Raw genomic sequence first — 20375 nt, 5'->3', positions numbered from 1 at the left:
TGGTCAGGACACGGGATAATCAGCCGATAAGCTGTACCGAAACAGGAAGCCCGTATCAGATGACTGATTCCGCGATTAGCAAAAAGAGCAAACGCTCAATTTGGATCCCGCTGCTGGTAATCATTACCCTTGCCGCCTGCGCAACCGCAGGCTATAGCTACTGGCGTATGCAGCAGCATCCCACTCCGGCGGCCAATGAGCCACCGCCGCCGCCTGCGCCGGTGTTCTTCGCCCTGGATACGTTTACCGTCAATCTGGGCGATGCGGATCGCGTACTGTATGTCGGCGTGACGCTGCGTCTGAAGGATGAAGCCACGCGCACGCGCCTGAACGAATATTTGCCAGAAGTCCGTAGCCGTCTGCTGCTGCTGTTCTCTCGTCAGGACGCCAATGTACTGTCTACCGAAGAAGGTAAGCAAAAATTGATCGCGGCGATTAAAGAGACGCTTTCCCCTCCGCTCGTTGCCGGACAACCCAAACAGGACGTCACCGACGTGCTGTATACAGCTTTCATTCTGCGGTAAAGACATGGGCGACAGTATTCTCTCTCAGGCTGAAATCGATGCGCTGTTGAATGGCGACAGCGACACGAAAGACGAGCCGACTCCGGGTATCGCGGGCGAAAGCGAAATTCGCCCGTACGATCCCAATACCCAGCGTCGCGTGGTGCGCGAGCGCCTGCAGGCGCTGGAGATCATCAACGAACGTTTTGCCCGTCAGTTCCGGATGGGGTTGTTTAACCTGTTGCGTCGTAGCCCGGATATCACCGTGGGCGCGATCCGCATTCAGCCGTATCACGAGTTTGCCCGTAACCTGCCGGTGCCGACCAACCTGAACCTGATCCACCTGAAGCCGCTGCGCGGTACGGGGCTGGTAGTGTTCTCGCCGAGCCTGGTGTTTATCGCCGTCGACAACCTGTTTGGCGGTGATGGTCGCTTCCCGACGAAAGTGGAAGGCCGCGAGTTTACCCACACCGAACAGCGCGTCATCAACCGCATGCTGAAACTGGCGCTGGAAGGCTATAGCGACGCGTGGAAGGCAATCAATCCGCTGGAAGTGGAGTACGTGCGTTCGGAGATGCAGGTAAAGTTTACCAACATCACCACGTCACCGAACGATATCGTGGTCAACACCCCTTTCCATGTCGAGATTGGCAACCTGACCGGTGAGTTCAACATCTGTCTGCCATTCAGCATGATTGAACCACTGCGCGAACTGCTGGTGAACCCGCCGCTGGAAAACTCGCGGAATGAAGATCAGAACTGGCGCGACAATCTGGTGCGTCAGGTTCAACACTCCGAGCTGGAGCTGGTAGCGAACTTTGCCGATATTCCGCTGCGCCTTTCTCAGATATTAAAACTGCAACCCGGCGATGTGCTGCCGATAGAAAAACCAGACCGCATTATTGCTCATGTGGACGGTGTGCCTGTACTGACCAGCCAATACGGCACGGTTAACGGCCAGTATGCGTTACGCGTGGAACATTTGATTAACCCGATTTTGAATTCGCTGAATGAGGAACAGCCCAAATGAGTGACATGAATAATCCGTCTGATGAGAACACTGGCGCATTGGACGATCTGTGGGCTGACGCGTTGAACGAGCAAAAAACGACGACCAGCAAAAGTGCTGCAGACGCCGTTTTCCAGCAGCTTGGCGGTGGCGATGTCAGCGGCACGCTGCAGGATATCGACCTGATCATGGATATTCCGGTCAAACTGACCGTCGAATTGGGCCGCACGCGCATGACCATTAAAGAGCTGCTGCGCCTGACGCAGGGTTCCGTGGTAGCGCTGGACGGTCTGGCGGGTGAACCGCTGGATATCCTGATCAACGGCTATCTGATCGCCCAGGGTGAAGTGGTGGTCGTGGCCGATAAATACGGTGTACGCATTACCGACATCATCACCCCGTCTGAGCGAATGCGTCGTCTGAGTCGTTAATCATGAAAACCCAGGCCACTGTTCAACAGCCTTCTGCCGTACCGGGCTCGCCTTTGATGCAGGTAAGCGGCGCGCTGTTGGGGATCATTCTGTTGATCCTGGCGGCCGCCTGGATAATCAAGCGCCTGGGTTTTGCGCCGAAAGGCGGCAGTACGCGCGGCCTGAAAGTCTCTGCCAGTACCTCATTGGGTCCGCGCGAGCGGGTGGTGATTGTTGATGTTGAGGATGCACGGCTGGTGCTTGGCGTCACGGCGTCAAACATCAATGTGCTGCATACCCTCCCCCCAGCCCCTGTAGTGCCAGAAGAGACGCCGTCTGCTCCTGCCGATTTTCAGGCCATGATGAAGAGTTTGCTTAAGCGTTCCGGGAGATCCTGATGCGCCGTTTGTTATCCCTTACGCTGACCGGTCTATGGCTTATCAGCCCCGCCGCGCTGGCGCAACTTCCCGGTCTGGTGAGCCAACCGCTGCCCGGCGGCGGACAAAGCTGGTCGCTTCCCGTACAGACGCTGGTCTTCATTACCTCGCTGACCTTTATTCCGGCTATTTTGCTGATGATGACCAGCTTCACCCGCATCATCATCGTCTTCGGCCTGCTGCGTAATGCGCTCGGTACGCCGTCCGCGCCGCCAAACCAGGTGCTGCTGGGACTGGCGCTGTTCCTGACCTTTTTCATCATGTCGCCGGTCATCGACAAGATTTATGTTGAGGCCTACCAACCGTTCAGCGAAGAGAAAATCTCGATGCAGGAAGCGCTGGACAAAGGCGCACAGCCGCTACGTGAATTTATGCTGCGCCAGACCCGCGAAGCCGATCTGGCCCTGTTCGCCCGTCTGGCAAACAGCGGTCCGCTTCAGGGGCCCGAAGCCGTGCCGATGCGCATTTTGCTACCCGCCTATGTGACCAGCGAGCTGAAAACCGCGTTCCAGATTGGCTTTACGATTTTCATCCCTTTCCTGATTATCGACCTGGTGATCGCCAGCGTGCTGATGGCGCTGGGGATGATGATGGTTCCCCCGGCAACCATTGCCCTCCCGTTCAAACTGATGCTGTTCGTGCTGGTTGATGGCTGGCAGCTGTTGGTGGGTTCGCTTGCACAAAGTTTCTACAGTTAGAGGCAAAAGATGACACCCGAATCGGTCATGATGATTGGCACCGAGGCCATGAAAGTTGCCCTCGCGCTTGCCGCCCCCCTGCTGCTGGTCGCACTGGTGACGGGGCTTATCATCAGTATTTTGCAGGCCGCCACGCAGATTAACGAAATGACGCTGTCGTTTATCCCGAAAATCGTGGCGGTATTTACGGCGATTATCGTGGCCGGACCGTGGATGCTGAATTTGCTGCTGGATTACGTGCGCACGCTGTTCACCAATCTGCCCTACATCATCGGGTAAGACGACGGATGTTGCAGGTAACCAGCGATCAATGGCTGCAGTGGCTGAGCCTCTATTTCTGGCCGCTGCTGCGCGTGCTGGCGCTGATTACCACCGCCCCGATCCTCAGTGAACGCGCGGTTCCCAAGCGGGTGAAACTGGGTCTGGGGATCATCATCACCGTCGTTATTGCCCCCTCTTTGCCGCCAAACGATGTGCCGATTTTTTCGTTTAACGCGTTATGGCTGGCGATGCAGCAAATTCTGATCGGCATCGCGCTCGGCTTTACCATGCAGTTTGCCTTTGCGGCGGTGCGTACGGCGGGTGAGATTATCGGTCTGCAGATGGGGCTTTCCTTTGCCACCTTTGTTGATCCGGCCAGTCACCTGAATATGCCGGTGCTTGCCAGAATCATTGATATGCTGGCGATGCTGTTGTTCCTGACCTTTGACGGTCACCTGTGGCTGATTTCGCTACTGGTCGACACGTTCCACACCCTGCCCATTGGCGGTAATCCGGTGAACAGCAACGCGTTTCTGGCGCTGGCCAGAGCGGGCAGCCTGATCTTCCTCAACGGGATGATGCTGGCGCTGCCGGTCATCACCATGCTACTAACGCTGAACCTGGCGCTGGGATTACTAAATCGTATGGCACCGCAATTATCCGTATTTGTGATTGGTTTTCCGCTTACCCTGACCGTGGGCATCGCGTTAATCGCCGCATTAATGCCATTGATTGCACCATTTTGTGAACACCTATTTAGCGAAATTTTCAATTTATTAGCTGATATTGTTAGTGAATTGCCCGTTAATAATAGTCCATAATGTTTATCTTGTTTTTCTAAGGATTATCCTAAAGTCATTCAGTAAAAACATCTACCAGGATAACTCTCACGCGCTTTATTTGTTTTTATCTCACTCACATAACGCAACATTTACTTTACTTTAAGACAATTCCAGGCAAATTATACGTAACTTTACGGGATAGTAAGTCCGCCTGAAAACCGCAAACGCGTCTCATTAGGTGAAGCATTCGATTCCGTTAAGTTGTGATGAGATATTCAGGTAAGGGGAATTATCGTTACGCATTGAGTGAGGGTAAGCCATGTCAACGATTATTATGGATCTATGCAGTTACACCCGGCTAGGTTTGACCGGGTATCTGGTAAGCAGAGGGGTGAAAAAAAGGGAAATCAACGACATCGAAACCGTTGACGAACTCGACATCGCTTGTGATACACACCAACCTTCTGTGGTGTTTATTAATGAAGACTGTTTTATCCATGATCCAGCCAACAGTCAGCATATAAAGCAAATCATTAATCAGCATCCCAATACGCTATTTATTGTTTTTATGGCAATTGCCAATGTGCATTTTGATGAATATCTGTTAGTCAGAAAAAACTTATTGATCAGTTCAAAATCAATAAAGCCAGAATCACTGGACGATCTCCTTGGCGATATTCTGAAAAAAGAGACGGATTCCGCCGGGGTAATAAATTTACCGACGTTATCATTAAGTCGTACGGAGTCCAGCATGCTGCGCATGTGGATGGAAGGCCAGGGAACAATTCAAATTTCGGATCAAATGAATATCAAGGCGAAAACGGTGTCATCCCATAAGGGGAATATAAAACGAAAGATAAAGACGCATAACAAACAGGTTATCTATCATGTCGTCAGACTGACCGATAACGTGACCAACGGTATCTTTGTTAACATGCGATGAGACGTCCCGACTGGTGGATGTCCCACCAGCCGGGTTTAAATCGGTCGTCGCAATCCTACTCTGCCCTCTCCACAAAGATACCATCCTGATGCCCTGACTCATTAAAGAACCAGATGCCGAGCGGGTAGTCTTCCAGCGAAACCAGGTACATTGTGCCTTCACTAAACTCTTCCACTGCCAGTACCACGCCAGGGCGACGAGAACCGCCGTCCGTTTTGACTGTGACCCGATCATTCACCTTCATCATTATCCTCCTGTGGCTTTGGTGCCAGTGTAGAACAAAAACCGCCGCCTGACAGCGTCTGAGCGGTTTGATTGCGGGTTTTCTCAACGGTCTATACTTAGTCTGTGGCACGGTTAATGACGAGGTTGAAATGAAGACCGCGAAAGAGTACAGCGATACCGCAAAACGTGAAGTCAGCGTCGATGTTGACGCGTTGCTGGCAGCGATTAATGAAATCAGCGAGAGCGAGATCCATCGTAGCGGAAACGACCCGGACAGAGTCAGTGTGGATGGCCGTGAGTATCATACATGGCATGAATTGGCCGAGGCGTTTGAGCTCGACATCCATGACTTTAGCGTGACGGAAATTAATCGCTGAGCTGCAGCGAAAAAAATCCCGACCCTGACGGGTCGGGATGAAACTTGCTTATGCAAGAAGCACTTGAAAATTCGTTACACCAGGAAATCTGATGTACGCTAAACCTTATCTGCAATTTTTTTTCATGACAAGCAAATATTTTTCAGACAAATGATTAATCCTTCTAATGGTTAGGGCGGACCGGGTGCCAGCGCTCAGGATGACGGGATCGATCCCATTCCCTCTTCAGGCTGAAAAACCTGTTTTTAGGATTTATCCAGAATACGGCGACTCACGTGACAGGAATATAAATGCTTTCACTCGACGCTCCACTGCTGATTTTTACCGATCTGGATGGCACCCTGCTGGACAGTCACACCTATGACTGGCAACCCGCTGCCGCCTGGCTCGCCCGACTGCGTGAGAAAAATATTCCGCTGATCCTGTGCAGCAGCAAAACGGCGGCGGAAATGCTGCATATTCAGAAGTTGCTCGGCTTACAGGGACTGCCGCTGATCGCTGAGAATGGCGCCGTGGTTGAACTGGACAGCCGTTGGCAGACGCACCCTGACTTCCCGCGTCAGATAGCCGGCGCCTCGCAGGCTGAAATTAGCGCCGTGATTAACAAACTTCGTACCCGATCCTCGTTTAAATTCACGACGTTTGATGATGTCGATGAGTCCACCATCGCCGAGTGGACTGGCTTGACGCATGCTCAGGCCAGCTTAACGCGCCTGCATGAAGCCTCAGTCACGCTGATCTGGCGCGACAGCGACGAGCGTATGGCCGACTTCGCCCGACAGCTAAACGACCTGGGATTACAGTTTGTCCACGGCGCTCGCTTCTGGCATGTCCTGGATGCCGCCTCAGGAAAAGACCATGCGGCAAACGGGCTGATTGATCTCTATCAGCGACAGTGGAAACGACGTCCAGTCACCATCGGACTGGGCGATGGCCCAAACGACGCCCCGCTGCTTGAGGCGATGGATTATGCGGTGATCGTCAAAGGACTGAGTCGAGAAGGGGTGGTTTTACGCCCCGACAGCACCGTGCAGGTTTACCGCACACAGCGTGAGGGGCCGGAAGGCTGGGACGAAGGAATGACCCACTTTTTCGCCACACCTTAGCCTTTATCCGTGACACAAACCCGGTTACGTCCCGCCTGTTTTGCCAGGTAAAGTCTGCGGTCTGCCAGTGACTGGAGCTGCTCAAAATCGTAGTCCCCGGTCTCCTGGGTGCTGCTCACCCCGAGTGAGGCGCTAATCCGCAATGTGGCGCTTTTCGCCACCAGAATCTCTTTCTCATTCAGCCGCTGGCGGATGCGCTCAGCTATCTGCTCCGCCTGCGCCAGAGAAGTTTCCGGCAGGACCACACAGAACTCCTCTCCGCCGACGCGGCCCGCCACATCATAAGTACGCAATGTCCCGCTGATTAAGCCTGCGGCATGTGTTAACACCCGATCCCCGGCCTGGTGACCAAAGCGATCATTGATACTTTTGAAGTGATCCAGATCGATCTGAATAACCGACAGCGGTTGTTTTTGCGTTCGGCAACGCTGAGTCAGGTGCCTGGCTTTTTCAAACAGCGCGCCGCGGTTATATAAGCGGGTCAGCGTATCGTGCCAGGCCTGCCATTGGAGTGAACTTTGCAGCACAAACATATTGCTGACCATATGGCGGATTACCACCCAGGAGATGATCAGCATCGCGGTGAACAGCGCCCACAGTAACGCCAGCGCAATACTGATGCTGCCGAAATCGCCCTGTACCCCTTCGCTTAAAGTATGTACCCGCACCAGTACGCCATCGAAATGGTCCAGACGTTGCCAACTGATGTAACGGCTCCCCATGCGCAAACCGCCTACGGTATCCTGCTCGATATCGTGCGCGAGCATCGCCAGTTCGCGCTCATCAAAGGTATTCGCATTTCTCAATTCCGGCGTGGAACCGGCCAGCAGCTTCAGTTTGCTGTCATAGAGTTGATACTCCCCTTCCACATCCTTATCGATGGCTTCATCCATAAACCGTTCGACAGCCGAAACGGGGATGGTCATTGCCAGCACACCAAGCCAGTAAAAGTGATTATCCAGCGGTACGCTAACGGTCACGCGCTGCTGCTCGTAAGGGAGATCGGGTGACGGCGAGGTGAACCAGCGCACGCCGCGCATGCGGTTGTTACGCTGCGACTGCCCGGTGAACCAGGGCTGGATCACGTAGTCGTAGTAGCGGGTAGTAATGTCGCTGGAGAGCGATGTCGGCAACGTGGAGACGTAAAAGCCCGCGCGCGAGACGTACATCGCCTGTTGCGACATTGATGTGCGGGTGATCGCTAAACGCAGCAAATAGCCCACTTCCAGCGCGGCGGTCAGCTCGTTATCCAGCGATTGATCGTCGCGCGAGAGCAACTGAGTTTGACTGACAAACGAATCAGAAACGCCATTCAGCGGCAGCGTCCGTCGCTTATCCAGCTCAAGCTGCCAGACGCGCGAATGACGCAACTGCTCAAAATGGGTCACCGCATCTTTTAAGACCGAAAATCCCAGCGGGGTGACCAGCGCTTCATGCATTCCGTCACGCAGAAACAGCAGCTTATCGACGTTGAATTGCAGTTGCTTGTCGAGCGCATTGGCAACATTTTCCAGATGATTGCGCTGGCTGGAGATATAGGCGTCTTCCAGAACGACCACTTCCCGCCAGGTCAGCAGCGTCGAAAAAATCATGACAATCAGAAAGCAGAGATTCACGACGTGGCCAGGGCCGAGTCGCCGCGCCAACGTTTTCAGCCAGCCCCAGTTTTCCATCGTTGCTTCGTGCGGCACTCTGCCCACTCCCTACTCTTTATTGCTTTCCTAATCCTGGCATAACGCAGTACGTTACGTATTGTTGCCGTCACGTTTTTTTTAAGAAAACGCCCGACATCCGCCGGGCGTTTTGTCATCAGGCTTTTTCACACAGTCTACAGGTATCGCCAGCGACGAGTTCATACTCATGGAATGCTTCTCGCTTGACGCCAAACCCATCATACCACCGACACTCCACCATACCGCTGGAATAGCCGGTGACAATCATGCGCGGACCGCCCTCTTTCACAGTCACTTCCTCACTGACCAAAAAAACCATGTTACCTCCTGTATTCAGTGAACGTTTTCACCTTAGACGAGGATGCCCGGTTTTGCCTCATTCTGAGGAAGACTTTTAGTGCGCAACCCCGCGCATTCTGGCAACGGCTTTCACCAGCAGCACGACGATGGCACCGATGATGAACCCCAATACCAGATTCAGCAGCGTCGGTAAAATCAACGCCACTACGGCATTTTGCTGCCGGGCAAACTGTTCAATGGCATGATGCAACGGCGCAATGCCGTGTACCACAATCCCACCGCCCACCAGGAACATAGCCAGCGTACCCACCACCGACAGTGATTTCATCAGCCACGGGGCGACAACCAGCAATCCTTTCCCTAATGCCTGCGCCAGCACGCTGGTTTTTTCTGCCAGCCAGTAACCCATATCATCCAGCTTAACGATAAGCCCGACCAGACCATAAACGCCAATGGTCACCACCAGTGCGATGCCTGACAAAACCAGCACCTGGTTGAGCAACGGCGCCTCGGCCACAATCCCGAGCGTGATCGCCACGATCTCTGCCGAGAGTATAAAGTCGGTTCGCACTGCGCCTTTGATTTTATCTTTCTCAAACGCCAACGGATCCTGCGCCGCCAGCGCTTCCAGCCGCCGTTGTCGCTCGGCGGGATCTTCTTTGTGTTTTCGCGATTCGAGGGTGTGCAGGACTTTCTCCACGCCTTCAAAACAGAGGAAGGCGCCGCCAATCATCAACAACGGCGTAATCGCCCAGGGAATAAAGGCGCTGATAAGTAACGCCAGCGGCACCAGGATCACTTTGTTGACCAGCGAGCCTTTCGCTACGCTCCAGACCACCGGTAATTCACGATTCGCTCTTACTCCCGTTACTTGCTGCGCGTTAAGCGACAGATCATCTCCCAGTACGCCAGCGGTTTTCTTCGCGGCCAGTTTGCCCATCATCGAGATGTCATCCAACAACGTGGCGATATCATCGAGCAAAGTCAGTAAACTACTTCCTGCCAAAGTTATTCCCTCATTTTTTTCTTCTTGAAGCGTTAAGTATGGAGTAAAACGCACGAGGCTGAAACTGACGTTATTCGTCAACATTTTTCTAACAATACAGGTGAATTATATCGCTCGCCAGCCCGATAGTTTTCGCGTTTACTATGTCGCTGGTTAGCGTTTCTTACGTGAGGGATTATGCGTTTCAGGCAGTTGTTACCGCTTTTCAGCGCGCTGTTCGCGCTGTATATCATCTGGGGTTCCACCTATTTCGTCATCCGTATCGGTGTGGAAAGTTGGCCGCCGCTGATGATGGCTGGCGTGCGCTTTCTCGCCGCCGGGGGATTGTTAACCGCCTTTTTACTGCTGCGCGGCCATAAACTGCCGCCGCTTCGTCCTCTGCTTAACGCGGCGCTGATTGGGATTTTGCTGCTGGCCGTCGGCAACGGTCTGGTCACCGTGGCGGAGCATCAAAACGTCCCTTCCGGTATCGCTGCGGTCGTGGTGGCGACGGTGCCGCTATTCACCCTGTGCTTCAGCCATTTCTTTGGCATTAAAACCCGCAAGCTCGAGTGGCTGGGGATTGCGATTGGGCTGGCGGGGATCGTGATGCTTAACAGCGGCGGTAATCTGAGCGGTAATCCGTGGGGCGCGATATTAATTCTGATCGGTTCAATCAGTTGGGCGTTTGGCTCCGTCTACGGTTCTCGTATTACGCTGCCGGTGGGGATGATGGCAGGCGCAATAGAGATGCTCGCCGCCGGGATCGTACTGATGTGTGCCTCATTGCTCAGCGGTGAAAAATTGACTGCGCTGCCGTCGCTGTCAGGCTTCCTGGCGGTCGGTTACCTGGCGTTGTTTGGTTCCATCATTGCCATCAACGCCTATATGTATTTGATCCGTAACGTCAGCCCCGCGCTGGCAACCAGTTATGCCTATGTGAACCCGGTCGTTGCGGTGTTACTGGGAACGGGACTGGGAGGTGAACGTCTGGCGCCGATTGAATGGCTGGCGCTGGGGGTCATCGTTTTTGCGGTCGTTCTGGTCACGTTGGGGAAATACCTTTTCCCGGCCAAACCGATGCCTGACGCGGTGGAAAACAAAAAGACGTTACAGTAAATGCATCCCTTGAGTGTCAATCTGCGCGGGCGCGCCACCGCCGCAGATCCACTCTTCAAGACGTTCTGACAGCGCGGCGTCGCTAAGCTTCTCCCGTCCGCGCAGCGCACATTCCCAGACAATCAGCACTCGCCAGCCCAGTTCCTGCAAATGCTGGATATCGCGGCGATCGCGCGCCACGTTTTTACCTATCTTCTCCAGCCAGAAATCGGTGCGCGTAGCTGGCACCTTAAACAGGTAGCAATGATGGTGGTGCCAGAAACAGCCATGGGTAAAAATGACGCAACGATACTCATCCACCACAAAATCGGGACGTCCGGGTAGCGAAGCATCCTGAACGCGATAATCCAGCCCCTGCTCCGCCAGCAGACCCGCAAGCCGTTTTTCGATAGCCGTATCGCGGGTCGCGATGGCCCGCATGTTTTTACTGCGCGTTGCCTTATCGTGAACGTCCGCCATGAGCGCTCTCTTGCAGCCGTAACGCAACCGCCGCGTTAATTTTCTCTTCCAGCAATTTCGCCACGGCGGCAAACGCGGGCACGACCACCGAGTTACCAAACTGGCGATAGGCCTGGGTGTCAGAAACGGGGATACGGAACTGGTATCCCTGCGGCGACTCGAAGCCCATCAGTCGCGCACACTCTCTCGGCGTCAGGCGACGCGGACGATGCTGCTGATTTTGCGGATCGTCGAAATTCACTTCCCCGGCGGCAAAATCCCAGCCGCGGTCGATCAGAATCTCAGCGCCATCTTTGTAATAGCGTGCGGAAAGCGTACGCGTCACGCTGTTCGGATTCGCGGGATCGACCATGCCATAGCCAAAACCGTTACCTTTCGCCTGGTGTTTTTTCGCGTAGCGGTAGAGATATTTCCACAATACAGGCGTCAGCACATATTTGGCTTCTACCACGGGTTCCAGTAATTCCGCCAGTGTCGTCCGCCGCTGCGGATAACACGTGCTGATATTACGCAGGGTAAAGTCGCGCTTCAGGTTCAGATCGCGACGAAACCCGACCAGCACGATGCGTTCCCGGTGTTGTGGCAAAAAATGTTTGCCATCGATGATTTTCGGATCGTCCGGGCCATTATCCCCGGCATCAGCGACGTCATAGCCCAGCTCATCCAGCGTCTGCATAATAATGCGGAACGTTTTGCCCTGATCGTGACTCTTCAGGTTTTTCACGTTTTCCAGAACAAAAATTGGTGGACGGCGGGCGTCGATGATACGCACAACGTCAAAAAACAGTGTGCCCTGAGTATCGCAGGCAAAACCGTGGGCGCGTCCCAGCGCATTTTTCTTCGACACCCCGGCAAGAGAAAACGGCTGGCACGGGAACCCTGCCAGCAGAACATCATGTTGCGGCACATGCTGGCGAATATGGTCTGCCGCCTGACTGTCACTGACGCCTTCGCGATGGCTGAGCGTGATATCGCGAATATCTTCATTAAAGTGGTGGCTGGCCGGGTCGCAGTAATAGTTAGCTTTATAGGTACGCACCGCATGTTTGTTCCACTCACTGGTAAACACGCACTGCCCGCCTATCGCCTCAAATCCGCGACGGATACCGCCAATACCGGCAAAGAGATCGATAAACCGGAAGGCATAGTGCGGATGGTGCGCTGGCGGCGTGGGCAACAGGGTACGCAAAGACGCCGACTCTCGTTCGCTTAATCGATGCCATGCGGAGGCATTCGCCACCACACGCTTTAAAATGGCCGGACTCCAGTGGTTCTCGCCGATTCCATTCAGATGAGCCACCAGCGTCTTAACATCATAAATTTCCAACAATTTCGCCAATAGCGCCTGCGCAACGTCTGCATTGCTGTCTGTTGCGGGAACCAGCGAACCTGTTACTGAAAGATTGTGCTGCATATCGTTAACCGACCAAAAAAGAGTGGCGTCAGGTTAACATAAAATTCGCCTCACGAGTGGCTGGGACTAAACGTGCGAATCACCGCCGGATCGACAGATTCGTACTCCCCTTTTAGCTCCGCGCTCAGTTTTGCCATGTAGTTCACCAGGAACCCGGCATTATGCCGGGCCAGTTCCCGGCCACGCTCGGTTTGCATGGTGTCGGGCAACGCCAGTAATTTGGTCTGAAAGTGATCGAGAGCGAACTGTTTATCGTTGAGCGCTCGCCGCTCGGCAAAGGGGTCTTCACCATCAAAAAGCGCCACGCCTAACGCGCCGGAAACCGCAAAGACGCGCGCCAGCCCAATCGCCCCTAGCGCTTCAAGCCTGTCAGCATCCTGAACGATTTTCGCTTCCAGAGTGAGGGGGGCAATATTTGCGCTAAAACTGTGGGCTTCAATCGCATGACAAACCGACGCCAGTCGCGACTCGGGGAAAGCGGGAAAATCACGGATGAGGATACGGCGAGTTTCTGCGGCAGCCAGGATCGACGAGCGATGACGATCCGGATGATTTTTGGCCAGGCTGACAATGTCATGAAAATAACACGCGGTCAGCACGACCAGCCCATCGACCGCCTGCCCGTCCATTAACTGCCGGGACGTCGCCCAGACGCGGCGGAAGTGAAAAATATCATGCGCGGCGTCCTGCCGGGTGTGATGGTTGCATAGCCATGCTTCAAATTGTGATTGCCAGTGCTGAAGATCCACAGTGCCTCCCGTACGTTAAGAAAGGCTACAGTAGCAAGTTTCTCCGACGTCTTCACGTAGGCTGACGGCGCGGGCGCGTATACCAGGCGATGCCGCCGAGAATCAGCCCCACCAGCCCAAGAACCAGAAAACCCAGCAGAGCCCCTATCCATTTTCCACTGGTTGAGCCAAGCGAACTTTCAAATCCGGCAACCGGAATTGACTGGATGTGGCCGATCACCCACGCATAGCGAAGCATGGCCCAGGCAAAATAGACGCAGAAAGCGTAAAACACCCACAATGCCAGTTTACCGCCCAGACTCCGCGTTGCTCTTTCTTCCATACTGCTCAAAGGAAACTCCATTTTTGTGATGTAACTCGAAAGGTTTTTTTGCTCTTTTTTGTGATTATAGTCACATTTTTCTGTTCTGTGCGTCACAATATAGCCATCAACCATTGATTTTGCAGATGTATTGATCCAGGGCAATTTTAGTTATGTCACGGAACCTCCTGTTATTTCCGCTTATTTTCAGAACTCTCCAGACTTCCGTTTATTGACTCATATCGTAAATAAATAAAACGCCCCCCCATTAGTCCGGTTTCTGTTTTATATTAATCATGGCACTATGCACGTGTCATTAGCCTTTTTATTGTTAAATTATTTATTTTTTATAACCGGCATTTATGCCGGTTTTTTTATTATCAAATCCGGTAAACAGGTACGGTTATCACCTGAAAAGCATTCAAACAATAAATATCAACATAACAATCATAACTAATTGATATTGAATCATATAAATCATGAATGTATTTTATGTTGATCATATGAAATGAATTATAAATACTCACAAAGAAATATTTAGAAATATTTAAAATACAATTGTTACATGTTATTTTTAAAATAAAATGAACTCCTGGAATAGTATCCAAACGTGCTCTTCTGGAAAGCAGCACTTATTCATGAAGATTATTATCATAAGGGAATACATAATGAAAAGAAAAGTACTGGCAATGCTCGTTCCAGCATTATTGATTGCTGGCGCAGCCCATTCAGCTGAAGTCTATAATAAAGACGGCAATAAACTGGACCTGTACGGAAAAATTGATGGTTTACACTATTTTTCTGACGATTCCGGCAGCGACGGTGACATGTCCTATGCACGTCTGGGCTTCAAGGGTGAAACCCAGATCATGGATCAACTCACCGGCTACGGCCAGTGGGAATACAATATCCAGGCAAATACAACCGAAAGCGACCACGGTAACTCCTGGACGCGTCTGGGCTTTGCCGGCTTAGGCTTTGGCCAGAACGGCACCTTTGATTATGGTCGTAACTACGGCGTCGTTTACGACGTTGAAGCGTGGACCGATATGCTGCCAGAATTTGGTGGTGATACCTACACCCAGACCGACGTCTATATGCTGGGTCGTACTAACGGCGTTGCCACCTACCGTAACAAAGGCTTCTTCGGTCAGGTTGATGGCCTGAACTTTGCCTTGCAGTATCAGGGCAATAATGAGAATGGCGGAGCGGGTGAAGGTACTGGTAACGGTAATGAATCACGTAAACGGGCACAAGAGAATGGCGACGGTTTCGGTATGTCCACCTCCTATGACTTTGACTTCGGTCTGAGCCTGGGAGCGGCCTACTCAAATTCCGATCGTACTGATAATCAGGTTACTCATGGTTATGGCGATCGTTCCCGCGAAATCAAATACGCTGGCGGGGAAACGGCTGAAGCGTGGACTATTGGCGCAAAATATGACGCGAACAATGTCTATCTGGCCACGATGTATGCCGAAACTCGCAATATGAACGCCTATGGCAGTGGTAAATATGATGATGGCACACTTAAAGGCGGTATCGCCAACAAAACTAAAAACTTTGAAGCAGTTGCACAGTATCAGTTCGATTTCGGCCTGCGCCCATCCATTGCTTATCTGGTATCTAAAGGCGTCGACCTGGGAGGTCAGGATCTCGACGGCAATGGTAACGCACGTTACACCGACAAAGATCTGGTGAAATATGTTGATGTGGGTATGACTTACTACTTTAACAAAAACATGTCCACCTACGTTGATTACAAAATCAACCTGCTGGATAACGATGACCACTTCTATGCAGACAACGGCATCGCAACCGATGATATCGTTGCTCTGGGTTTAGTGTATCAGTTCTAATCTCCAGAACACTGTCAGGCCCGCTTCCGGCGGGCTTTTTTGTGCCTCTCCCCCTCAGACTCTACCCGCATATAAATTCATTTACAAAAAAATGCCGCTGAAGCTTTTATGCATTATCTTATTATTGATGATATGAAAATCACCCGCATGCTAACACTTTTGTTTAAAACCAAATAATGACCTGGAAATATCCAAACACAAATAAGACTTTTACAAAAACACTCCCTCTGTGACATGACTGAATTTTTGACAATATTTTTTGGCCTATTTATAGTCACTTAGTGGAATAAAGGACGACTGCAGTCATGCGAACAATTTATTCTTGACTCGTTCTCGCGAGAGGGAAATTAATTACCTTCTAATTGCACCCGGTAACAGATGGTTATTCTCCATTCCCTCATCTGGACGCCAGTACATCAATAATCTGGCAGTAATGAGTGCGCATTATTTCCCAGCTTATGTTAATTGACAGGAATCTATGGGCCCCGGGGTCGGGTACTATACAGGAGTAGTATGAACATCAAACGACACAATAGAAATGTTGGGGTCGATCGCCTCGCTGAATTTTCAATTCAACTGGTAACGATCAGTGCTATTGGTTTGAATGCAATTGTCTTTTCACCATTAGTGCAGGCTGCTGATTTAGGCAGCCAGAGTGGTACTAATATTAACGTTAACGATGGTGACAGAATTACAGGTGATAGCGTTGATCCCTACGGTGGCATTTATGGCGTGATGACCCCAACAGGCAATACACCCGGTAACATCAACCTGGGTAATAATGTTACCGTCAATGTCAACGACCCTTCAGGTTATGCCAAAGGGATCATTCTGCAGGGTAACAATAGCACCCTGACCGCTAACCAACTGGCAGTAGACGTTGTCGGTCAAACCTCTGCCGTCGGTATTAATATCAACGGTAACTCTGCACATGCTGACTTAGGCACAGGCAGCACCATTAAAAGTAGCGGTGACGGCGTTGTTGTTGGGCATAGCTCAACGTTATTAGCCAGCCAACTCTCCATTGAGAGCACAAGCGGAACGGGCTTAAGCATTAACGATTATGGTAGTAGTGTCGATCTGGGTAGCGGAAGCCAGATCAAAACCGACGGAGGCACAGGGATTTATATCGGGGGTCTCAACGGTAATTCAGCCAACGGCGTTGCACGTTTTACGGCGACAAACCTGACGATTGATGTTCAGGGTCACAGCGCCTCAGGCATAAACGTACAGAGGAACTCTGTTGTCGACCTGGGAACAAACAGCACAATTAAAACTCATGGTGACTACGCACACGGCATCTGGAGTTTTGGCCAGGTTAACGCGGCTGGACTCACTGTGGACACGAATGGCGCGAGCGCCAATGGCATCGAAGTACGTGGTGGAACGACCACTATTGGTGCAGACAGTCACATTTCATCCGCCCTGGGCGGGGGACTCGTGACCAGCGGCGCGGGCGCAACGATCAATTTTTCTGGCACGACAGTACAACGGAACAGTATCTCCTCCGGCGGATCTTATGGTGCTTCAGCGCAGAGCGCAACGGCCGTTATCAACATGCAAAACACCGATATTACGGTTGATCGTAATGGCGGCCTGGGACTGGGTTTGTGGACGCTTAGTCGCGGTAAAATAACCGGAGATAATTTGACGATCACTGGCGCGGCAGGAACCCGAGGGGTTTACGCCATGACCAACAGCCAGATTGATCTGACGAACGATCTGATCATCGCAATGGCCACCCCCGATCAGGTGGCCATCGCGACGCAGCATGATGCAGGTTATGCCGCCAGCCGAATCAACGCCGCGGGACAGATGTTGATCAACGGCAGCGTTCTTTCCAGAGGTGGGCTTATCAATCTCGACATGCGTTCCGGATCGGTCTGGACGGGTTCCTCCCTCAGCGACAATGTCAATGGCGGGAGACTGGACGTCGCAATGGACAATAGCGTCTGGAACGTGACGAGTGATTCGAACCTCGACACGCTGACGCTAACTCATTCAACGGTCGATTTGGCCAGTCGCGCCGCATCTGCCAACGCATTCACCACATTAAACGTGGCGAACCTGAGTGGTAGCAGCAACTTTGTTATGCGTGCCGATGTCGTTGGTGAGGGGGATGGCGTTAATAACGCTGGAGATTTACTGAATGTCAGCGGAAGCAGCGCCGGCAATCACGTATTGACGATCAACAACCAGGGCAGCGAGGCGACAACCGGAAATGAAGTTCTGACGGTTGTACAAACTGCTGACGGTGCGGCCTCATTCACCGCCTCTTCTCAGGTTGAGCTGGGGGGATATCTGTATGATGTGCGTAAAAATGGGACCAACTGGGAGCTTTACGCTTCCGGGACGGCCCCGGAGCCGGTTCCCGAACCTGCGCCCACGCCGGATCCCGCTCAGCCCCCCATCGTAAAACCCGATCCAGCCCCAACGCCGGCGCCTAAGCCAACCACAACAGCTGATGCCGGTGGCAATTATCTCAACGTCGGCTATCTGATGAACTATGTCGAAAACCGTACGCTGATGCAGCGGATGGGCGACCTGAGAAATCAGAGCAAGGAAGGTAATATCTGGCTTCGCGGGTACGGAGGAAGCCTGGACTCCTTTGCCAGTGGCAAACTGAGCGGCTTTGATATGGGTTACAGTGGTATTCAGTTTGGTGTGGATAAACGCCTCTCTGACGAAACGCCTTTGTACATAGGTCTGTTTATTGGTTCAACACACGCGTCACCGGACTATCGCGGGGGTGACGGCACAGCACGTTCAGATTACATGGGAATGTACGCCAGCTATATGGCGCAAAGCGGCTTTTACAGCGATCTGGTTGTAAAAGCGTCACGCCAGAAAAATAGCTTCCATGTACTGGACAGTCAGAACAACGGCGTCAGTGCTGGCAGTAGCGCCAGTGGATTCAGTACCTCTCTGGAAGCCGGGCAGAAGTTCAGTCTGAACCTACCGGGTAATGGGTTCTATATTGAGCCGCAGGCCCAATTCACGTACAGCCAGCAAAATGACATGGATATGAAGGCAAGTAATGGTCTCAATATCCATCTGAGTCGCTACGAATCGATGTTAGGACGCGCCAGTGTGGTAGTGGGGTACGACGTCGCCACTGGCAACAGCCAGCTGAATATGTATGTGAAGACCGGAGGTATCAGAGAGTTTTCAGGAGATACCGATTATCGCCTGAACGGCTCCCCGGAGAAGCACAGCTTTAAAGGTAATGGCTGGGACAATGGTGTGGGTGTGAGTGCACAGTTCAACAAGCAGCACACACTCTACCTGGAAGCCGATTACACGCAGGGAAATGCCTTTGATCAGAAGCAAGTCAGCGGCGGATATCGCTTCAGCTTTTAAACGTAATGTAGGCTATGAAACCTGAATGAGCAGTAAAAATACTGTTCTGAAAAGCGTTAGCGAAATGTTGTACTACGTTGAAATATATTAACTTGCAGGTGATCAACATAATGTGGAGGTGTATTCACGCCTCCACATCTCCCACCACTGCGACATTAATGCGATATCATTTCGCTGACACGTCCCCCTCTTCTTTCTTTCCTTCTACAGATCCTGGACACGCTAAAAGCATGCTCATGTTCAGGATCGCAAAGTAAGAAAATTCGCAGCCCTGGATCTTCCCGTTTTAGCTAAATCAGAAGATGATTAAGGCGAGAAATATACCAAACGAGTATACCAACACTATACCAAGTGTGACGGGTGTCGTTGAATGGAAGTAAGCTAAGTGTTTGAATAGTGGCGGAGAGAGGGGGATTTGAACCCCCGGTAGAGTTGCCCCTACTCCGGTTTTCGAGACCGGTCCGTTCAGCCGCTCCGGCATCTCTCCGTTTTGATGGTTGCCATCATGCCAGGTAATTTGGCATTTTAACAGACCCTGTCCCTTCAATTTTGTTCAAGTGACGAGTTTGCGAGCAAATCGATGATTAAGTGGCCCTGGAAAGCACAAGACACCGCGCAAAATGAGTCTGCTCAGTGGGAGGAAGCCCTTGCAATCCCCCTGCTTGTGACCCTGACCGCGCAAGAACAAGCCAGACTCATTGCGCTGGCAGAGCGATTCCTGCAGCAAAAAAGGCTGGTCGCCCTTCAGGGGTTCGAACTCGACTCGCTGAAAAGCGCGCGCATCGCCCTGCTTTTTTGTCTGCCGGTTCTGGAACTGGGTATCGAATGGCTGGATGGCTTCCATGAGGTGCTAATCTACCCTGCTCCCTTTGTCGTCGATGACGAATGGGAAGATGATATTGGCCTGGTCCACAACCAGCGCGTTGTTCAGTCCGGACAAAGCTGGCAACAAGGGCCAATCATCCTGAACTGGCTGGATATTCAGGACTCCTTCGACGCCTCCGGGTTTAACCTTGTTATTCATGAAGTTGCCCACAAACTTGACATGCGCAATGGCGATCGCGCCAGCGGTATTCCGCTGATTCCCCTGCGGGAAGTGGCCAGTTGGGAACATGACCTGCATGCCGCAATGAACAATATTCAGGATGAAATTGATCTGGTGGGTGAAACGGCGTCGAGCATTGACGCCTACGCGGCAAGCGATCCGGCGGAATGTTTTGCAGTCCTGTCAGAATATTTCTTCAGCGCCCCGGAACTCTTTGCACCACGCTTCCCCGCGCTGTGGCAACGATTCTGCCAGTTTTATCAACAGGACCCACTGCAACGCCTTCGTGATGGCGAAGACGAAGATGATGTGTATAACCCTGCGCAGGTTCACTGACACCTCATATTGGGGATTAATTAA

Annotated in this window: 22 protein-coding genes and 1 tRNA gene; 14 read left to right on the top strand and 9 right to left on the bottom strand. The window is 52.2% G+C overall.

What is annotated here, in order from left to right; translation table 11 throughout:
* The first annotated feature begins 59 nt into the window (after window positions 1–59).
* From fliL to rcsA, 8 genes are all read left to right on the top strand, one after another.
* Window positions 60–524, top strand: a complete 465-nt coding sequence (gene fliL / locus WM46_RS03805; protein ID WP_061077881.1) for a flagellar basal body-associated protein FliL — start codon at window positions 60–62, stop codon at window positions 522–524.
* 4 nt (window positions 525–528) lie between these two features.
* Entirely contained in the window at window positions 529–1533 is a 1005-nt protein-coding gene (fliM, locus tag WM46_RS03800) for a flagellar motor switch protein FliM (protein ID WP_042318275.1), read from the top strand.
* Window positions 1530–1943, top strand: a complete 414-nt coding sequence (gene fliN, locus WM46_RS03795; protein ID WP_042318274.1) for a flagellar motor switch protein FliN — start codon at window positions 1530–1532, stop codon at window positions 1941–1943. The genes fliM and fliN overlap by 4 nt, the downstream gene beginning before the upstream one ends.
* The gene (gene fliO, locus WM46_RS03790) at window positions 1943–2320 is read left to right on the top strand and encodes a flagellar biosynthetic protein FliO (protein ID WP_081093712.1); all 378 of its coding nucleotides are present in this window, start codon (window positions 1943–1945) and stop codon (window positions 2318–2320) included. The genes fliN and fliO overlap by 1 nt, the downstream gene beginning before the upstream one ends.
* Entirely contained in the window at window positions 2320–3057 is a 738-nt protein-coding gene (gene fliP / locus WM46_RS03785; protein WP_043000284.1) for a flagellar type III secretion system pore protein FliP, read from the top strand. The genes fliO and fliP overlap by 1 nt, the downstream gene beginning before the upstream one ends.
* Window positions 3058–3066: 9 nt before the next feature.
* A complete protein-coding gene (fliQ, locus tag WM46_RS03780; protein ID WP_044257593.1) occupies window positions 3067–3336 on the top strand; it encodes a flagellar biosynthesis protein FliQ in 270 nt (89 codons plus the stop codon).
* Between the two features lie 8 nt (window positions 3337–3344).
* Window positions 3345–4139 (top strand): flagellar biosynthetic protein FliR, encoded by a 795-nt coding sequence (gene fliR, locus WM46_RS03775; RefSeq protein ID WP_061077883.1) that lies wholly within the window; start codon window positions 3345–3347, stop codon window positions 4137–4139.
* Between the two features lie 280 nt (window positions 4140–4419).
* A complete protein-coding gene (gene rcsA / locus WM46_RS03770) occupies window positions 4420–5043 on the top strand; it encodes a transcriptional regulator RcsA (RefSeq protein ID WP_046481259.1) in 624 nt (207 codons plus the stop codon).
* Between the two features lie 55 nt (window positions 5044–5098).
* Here the strand turns inward: rcsA and dsrB are convergent, their stop codons facing one another.
* Complete coding sequence (gene dsrB, locus WM46_RS26290; protein ID WP_061077884.1) at window positions 5099–5287, bottom strand: protein DsrB; 189 nt, start codon at window positions 5285–5287, stop codon at window positions 5099–5101.
* Between the two features lie 130 nt (window positions 5288–5417).
* Between dsrB and yodD the strand changes: the two genes are divergently transcribed.
* Window positions 5418–5645, top strand: coding sequence for a YodD family peroxide/acid resistance protein (gene yodD / locus WM46_RS03760; protein ID WP_042318260.1), 228 nt, complete (start codon window positions 5418–5420; stop codon window positions 5643–5645).
* A gap of 290 nt (window positions 5646–5935) precedes the next feature.
* On the top strand, window positions 5936–6751 hold the full coding sequence (locus WM46_RS03755; RefSeq protein WP_061077885.1) for a mannosyl-3-phosphoglycerate phosphatase-related protein: 816 nt from the start codon (window positions 5936–5938) through the stop codon (window positions 6749–6751).
* Here the strand turns inward: WM46_RS03755 and dgcQ are convergent.
* The 3 genes from dgcQ to WM46_RS03740 form a co-directional block, all read right to left on the bottom strand.
* On the bottom strand, window positions 6748–8442 hold the full coding sequence (dgcQ, locus tag WM46_RS03750) for a cellulose biosynthesis regulator diguanylate cyclase DgcQ (RefSeq protein WP_061077886.1): 1695 nt from the start codon (window positions 8440–8442) through the stop codon (window positions 6748–6750). The genes WM46_RS03755 and dgcQ overlap by 4 nt on opposite strands.
* Before the next feature lie 118 nt (window positions 8443–8560).
* A complete protein-coding gene (locus tag WM46_RS03745) occupies window positions 8561–8743 on the bottom strand; it encodes a YodC family protein (protein ID WP_102601477.1) in 183 nt (60 codons plus the stop codon).
* Window positions 8744–8818: 75 nt separating this feature from the next.
* Window positions 8819–9736, bottom strand: a complete 918-nt coding sequence (locus WM46_RS03740; RefSeq protein WP_102603769.1) for a DUF808 domain-containing protein — start codon at window positions 9734–9736, stop codon at window positions 8819–8821.
* 171 nt (window positions 9737–9907) lie between these two features.
* Here WM46_RS03740 and yedA point away from each other — a divergent pair, with 171 nt between their 5' ends.
* Window positions 9908–10828: a drug/metabolite exporter YedA gene (gene yedA / locus WM46_RS03735; RefSeq protein WP_102601476.1), complete on the top strand. Its 921-nt coding sequence runs from the start codon at window positions 9908–9910 to the stop codon at window positions 10826–10828.
* Here the strand turns inward: yedA and WM46_RS03730 are convergent.
* The 4 genes from WM46_RS03730 to drpB are packed head-to-tail and all read right to left on the bottom strand — an operon-like array spanning window position 10820 to window position 13772.
* Entirely contained in the window at window positions 10820–11287 is a 468-nt protein-coding gene (locus tag WM46_RS03730; protein ID WP_102601475.1) for a very short patch repair endonuclease, read from the bottom strand. The genes yedA and WM46_RS03730 overlap by 9 nt on opposite strands.
* Complete coding sequence (locus tag WM46_RS03725; protein ID WP_102601474.1) at window positions 11268–12701, bottom strand: DNA cytosine methyltransferase; 1434 nt, start codon at window positions 12699–12701, stop codon at window positions 11268–11270. The genes WM46_RS03730 and WM46_RS03725 overlap by 20 nt, the downstream gene beginning before the upstream one ends.
* A gap of 50 nt (window positions 12702–12751) precedes the next feature.
* The gene (locus WM46_RS03720; RefSeq protein WP_061077892.1) at window positions 12752–13450 is read right to left on the bottom strand and encodes a phosphohydrolase; all 699 of its coding nucleotides are present in this window, start codon (window positions 13448–13450) and stop codon (window positions 12752–12754) included.
* A 52-nt stretch (window positions 13451–13502) separates the two neighbouring features.
* Window positions 13503–13772 (bottom strand): cell division protein DrpB, encoded by a 270-nt coding sequence (drpB, locus tag WM46_RS03715; protein ID WP_061078062.1) that lies wholly within the window; start codon window positions 13770–13772, stop codon window positions 13503–13505.
* 647 nt (window positions 13773–14419) lie between these two features.
* Between drpB and ompC the strand changes: the two genes are divergently transcribed.
* Together ompC and WM46_RS03705 are read left to right on the top strand one after the other, a co-directional pair.
* On the top strand, window positions 14420–15610 hold the full coding sequence (gene ompC / locus WM46_RS03710) for a porin OmpC (protein ID WP_102601473.1): 1191 nt from the start codon (window positions 14420–14422) through the stop codon (window positions 15608–15610).
* Between the two features lie 513 nt (window positions 15611–16123).
* Window positions 16124–18970, top strand: a complete 2847-nt coding sequence (locus WM46_RS03705; protein ID WP_102601472.1) for an autotransporter outer membrane beta-barrel domain-containing protein — start codon at window positions 16124–16126, stop codon at window positions 18968–18970.
* A gap of 397 nt (window positions 18971–19367) precedes the next feature.
* Here the strand turns inward: WM46_RS03705 and WM46_RS03700 are convergent.
* Window positions 19368–19457: transfer RNA gene (locus WM46_RS03700), tRNA-Ser, on the bottom strand.
* Between the two features lie 93 nt (window positions 19458–19550).
* Here WM46_RS03700 and mtfA point away from each other — a divergent pair.
* Complete coding sequence (gene mtfA, locus WM46_RS03695) at window positions 19551–20351, top strand: DgsA anti-repressor MtfA (RefSeq protein ID WP_102601471.1); 801 nt, start codon at window positions 19551–19553, stop codon at window positions 20349–20351.
* Window positions 20352–20375: the final 24 nt, after the last annotated feature.

It is taken from the genome of Citrobacter freundii complex sp. CFNIH2 (assembly GCF_002880615.1).
Lineage (GTDB): Bacteria > Pseudomonadota > Gammaproteobacteria > Enterobacterales > Enterobacteriaceae > Citrobacter_A > Citrobacter_A amalonaticus_F.
Note: the sequence above shows the minus strand (reverse complement) of the source record. Positions and strands in the feature narration are given on the sequence as shown.

Coding starts and splice junctions, on each gene's coding strand:
- WM46_RS03730 (WP_102601475.1), bottom strand. CDS start 11,287: ATGGCGGACGTTCACGATAAGGCAACGCGCAGTAAAAACATGCGGGCC.
- fliP (WP_043000284.1), top strand. CDS start 2,320: ATGCGCCGTTTGTTATCCCTTACGCTGACCGGTCTATGGCTTATCAGC.
- dsrB (WP_061077884.1), bottom strand. CDS start 5,287: ATGAAGGTGAATGATCGGGTCACAGTCAAAACGGACGGCGGTTCTCGT.
- fliL (WP_061077881.1), top strand. CDS start 60: ATGACTGATTCCGCGATTAGCAAAAAGAGCAAACGCTCAATTTGGATC.
- fliR (WP_061077883.1), top strand. CDS start 3,345: ATGTTGCAGGTAACCAGCGATCAATGGCTGCAGTGGCTGAGCCTCTAT.
- fliN (WP_042318274.1), top strand. CDS start 1,530: ATGAGTGACATGAATAATCCGTCTGATGAGAACACTGGCGCATTGGAC.
- WM46_RS03725 (WP_102601474.1), bottom strand. CDS start 12,701: ATGCAGCACAATCTTTCAGTAACAGGTTCGCTGGTTCCCGCAACAGAC.
- ompC (WP_102601473.1), top strand. CDS start 14,420: ATGAAAAGAAAAGTACTGGCAATGCTCGTTCCAGCATTATTGATTGCT.
- yodD (WP_042318260.1), top strand. CDS start 5,418: ATGAAGACCGCGAAAGAGTACAGCGATACCGCAAAACGTGAAGTCAGC.
- WM46_RS03705 (WP_102601472.1), top strand. CDS start 16,124: ATGAACATCAAACGACACAATAGAAATGTTGGGGTCGATCGCCTCGCT.
- rcsA (WP_046481259.1), top strand. CDS start 4,420: ATGTCAACGATTATTATGGATCTATGCAGTTACACCCGGCTAGGTTTG.
- mtfA (WP_102601471.1), top strand. CDS start 19,551: ATGATTAAGTGGCCCTGGAAAGCACAAGACACCGCGCAAAATGAGTCT.
- fliQ (WP_044257593.1), top strand. CDS start 3,067: ATGACACCCGAATCGGTCATGATGATTGGCACCGAGGCCATGAAAGTT.
- WM46_RS03755 (WP_061077885.1), top strand. CDS start 5,936: ATGCTTTCACTCGACGCTCCACTGCTGATTTTTACCGATCTGGATGGC.
- drpB (WP_061078062.1), bottom strand. CDS start 13,772: ATGGAAGAAAGAGCAACGCGGAGTCTGGGCGGTAAACTGGCATTGTGG.
- WM46_RS03745 (WP_102601477.1), bottom strand. CDS start 8,743: ATGGTTTTTTTGGTCAGTGAGGAAGTGACTGTGAAAGAGGGCGGTCCG.
- yedA (WP_102601476.1), top strand. CDS start 9,908: ATGCGTTTCAGGCAGTTGTTACCGCTTTTCAGCGCGCTGTTCGCGCTG.
- fliM (WP_042318275.1), top strand. CDS start 529: ATGGGCGACAGTATTCTCTCTCAGGCTGAAATCGATGCGCTGTTGAAT.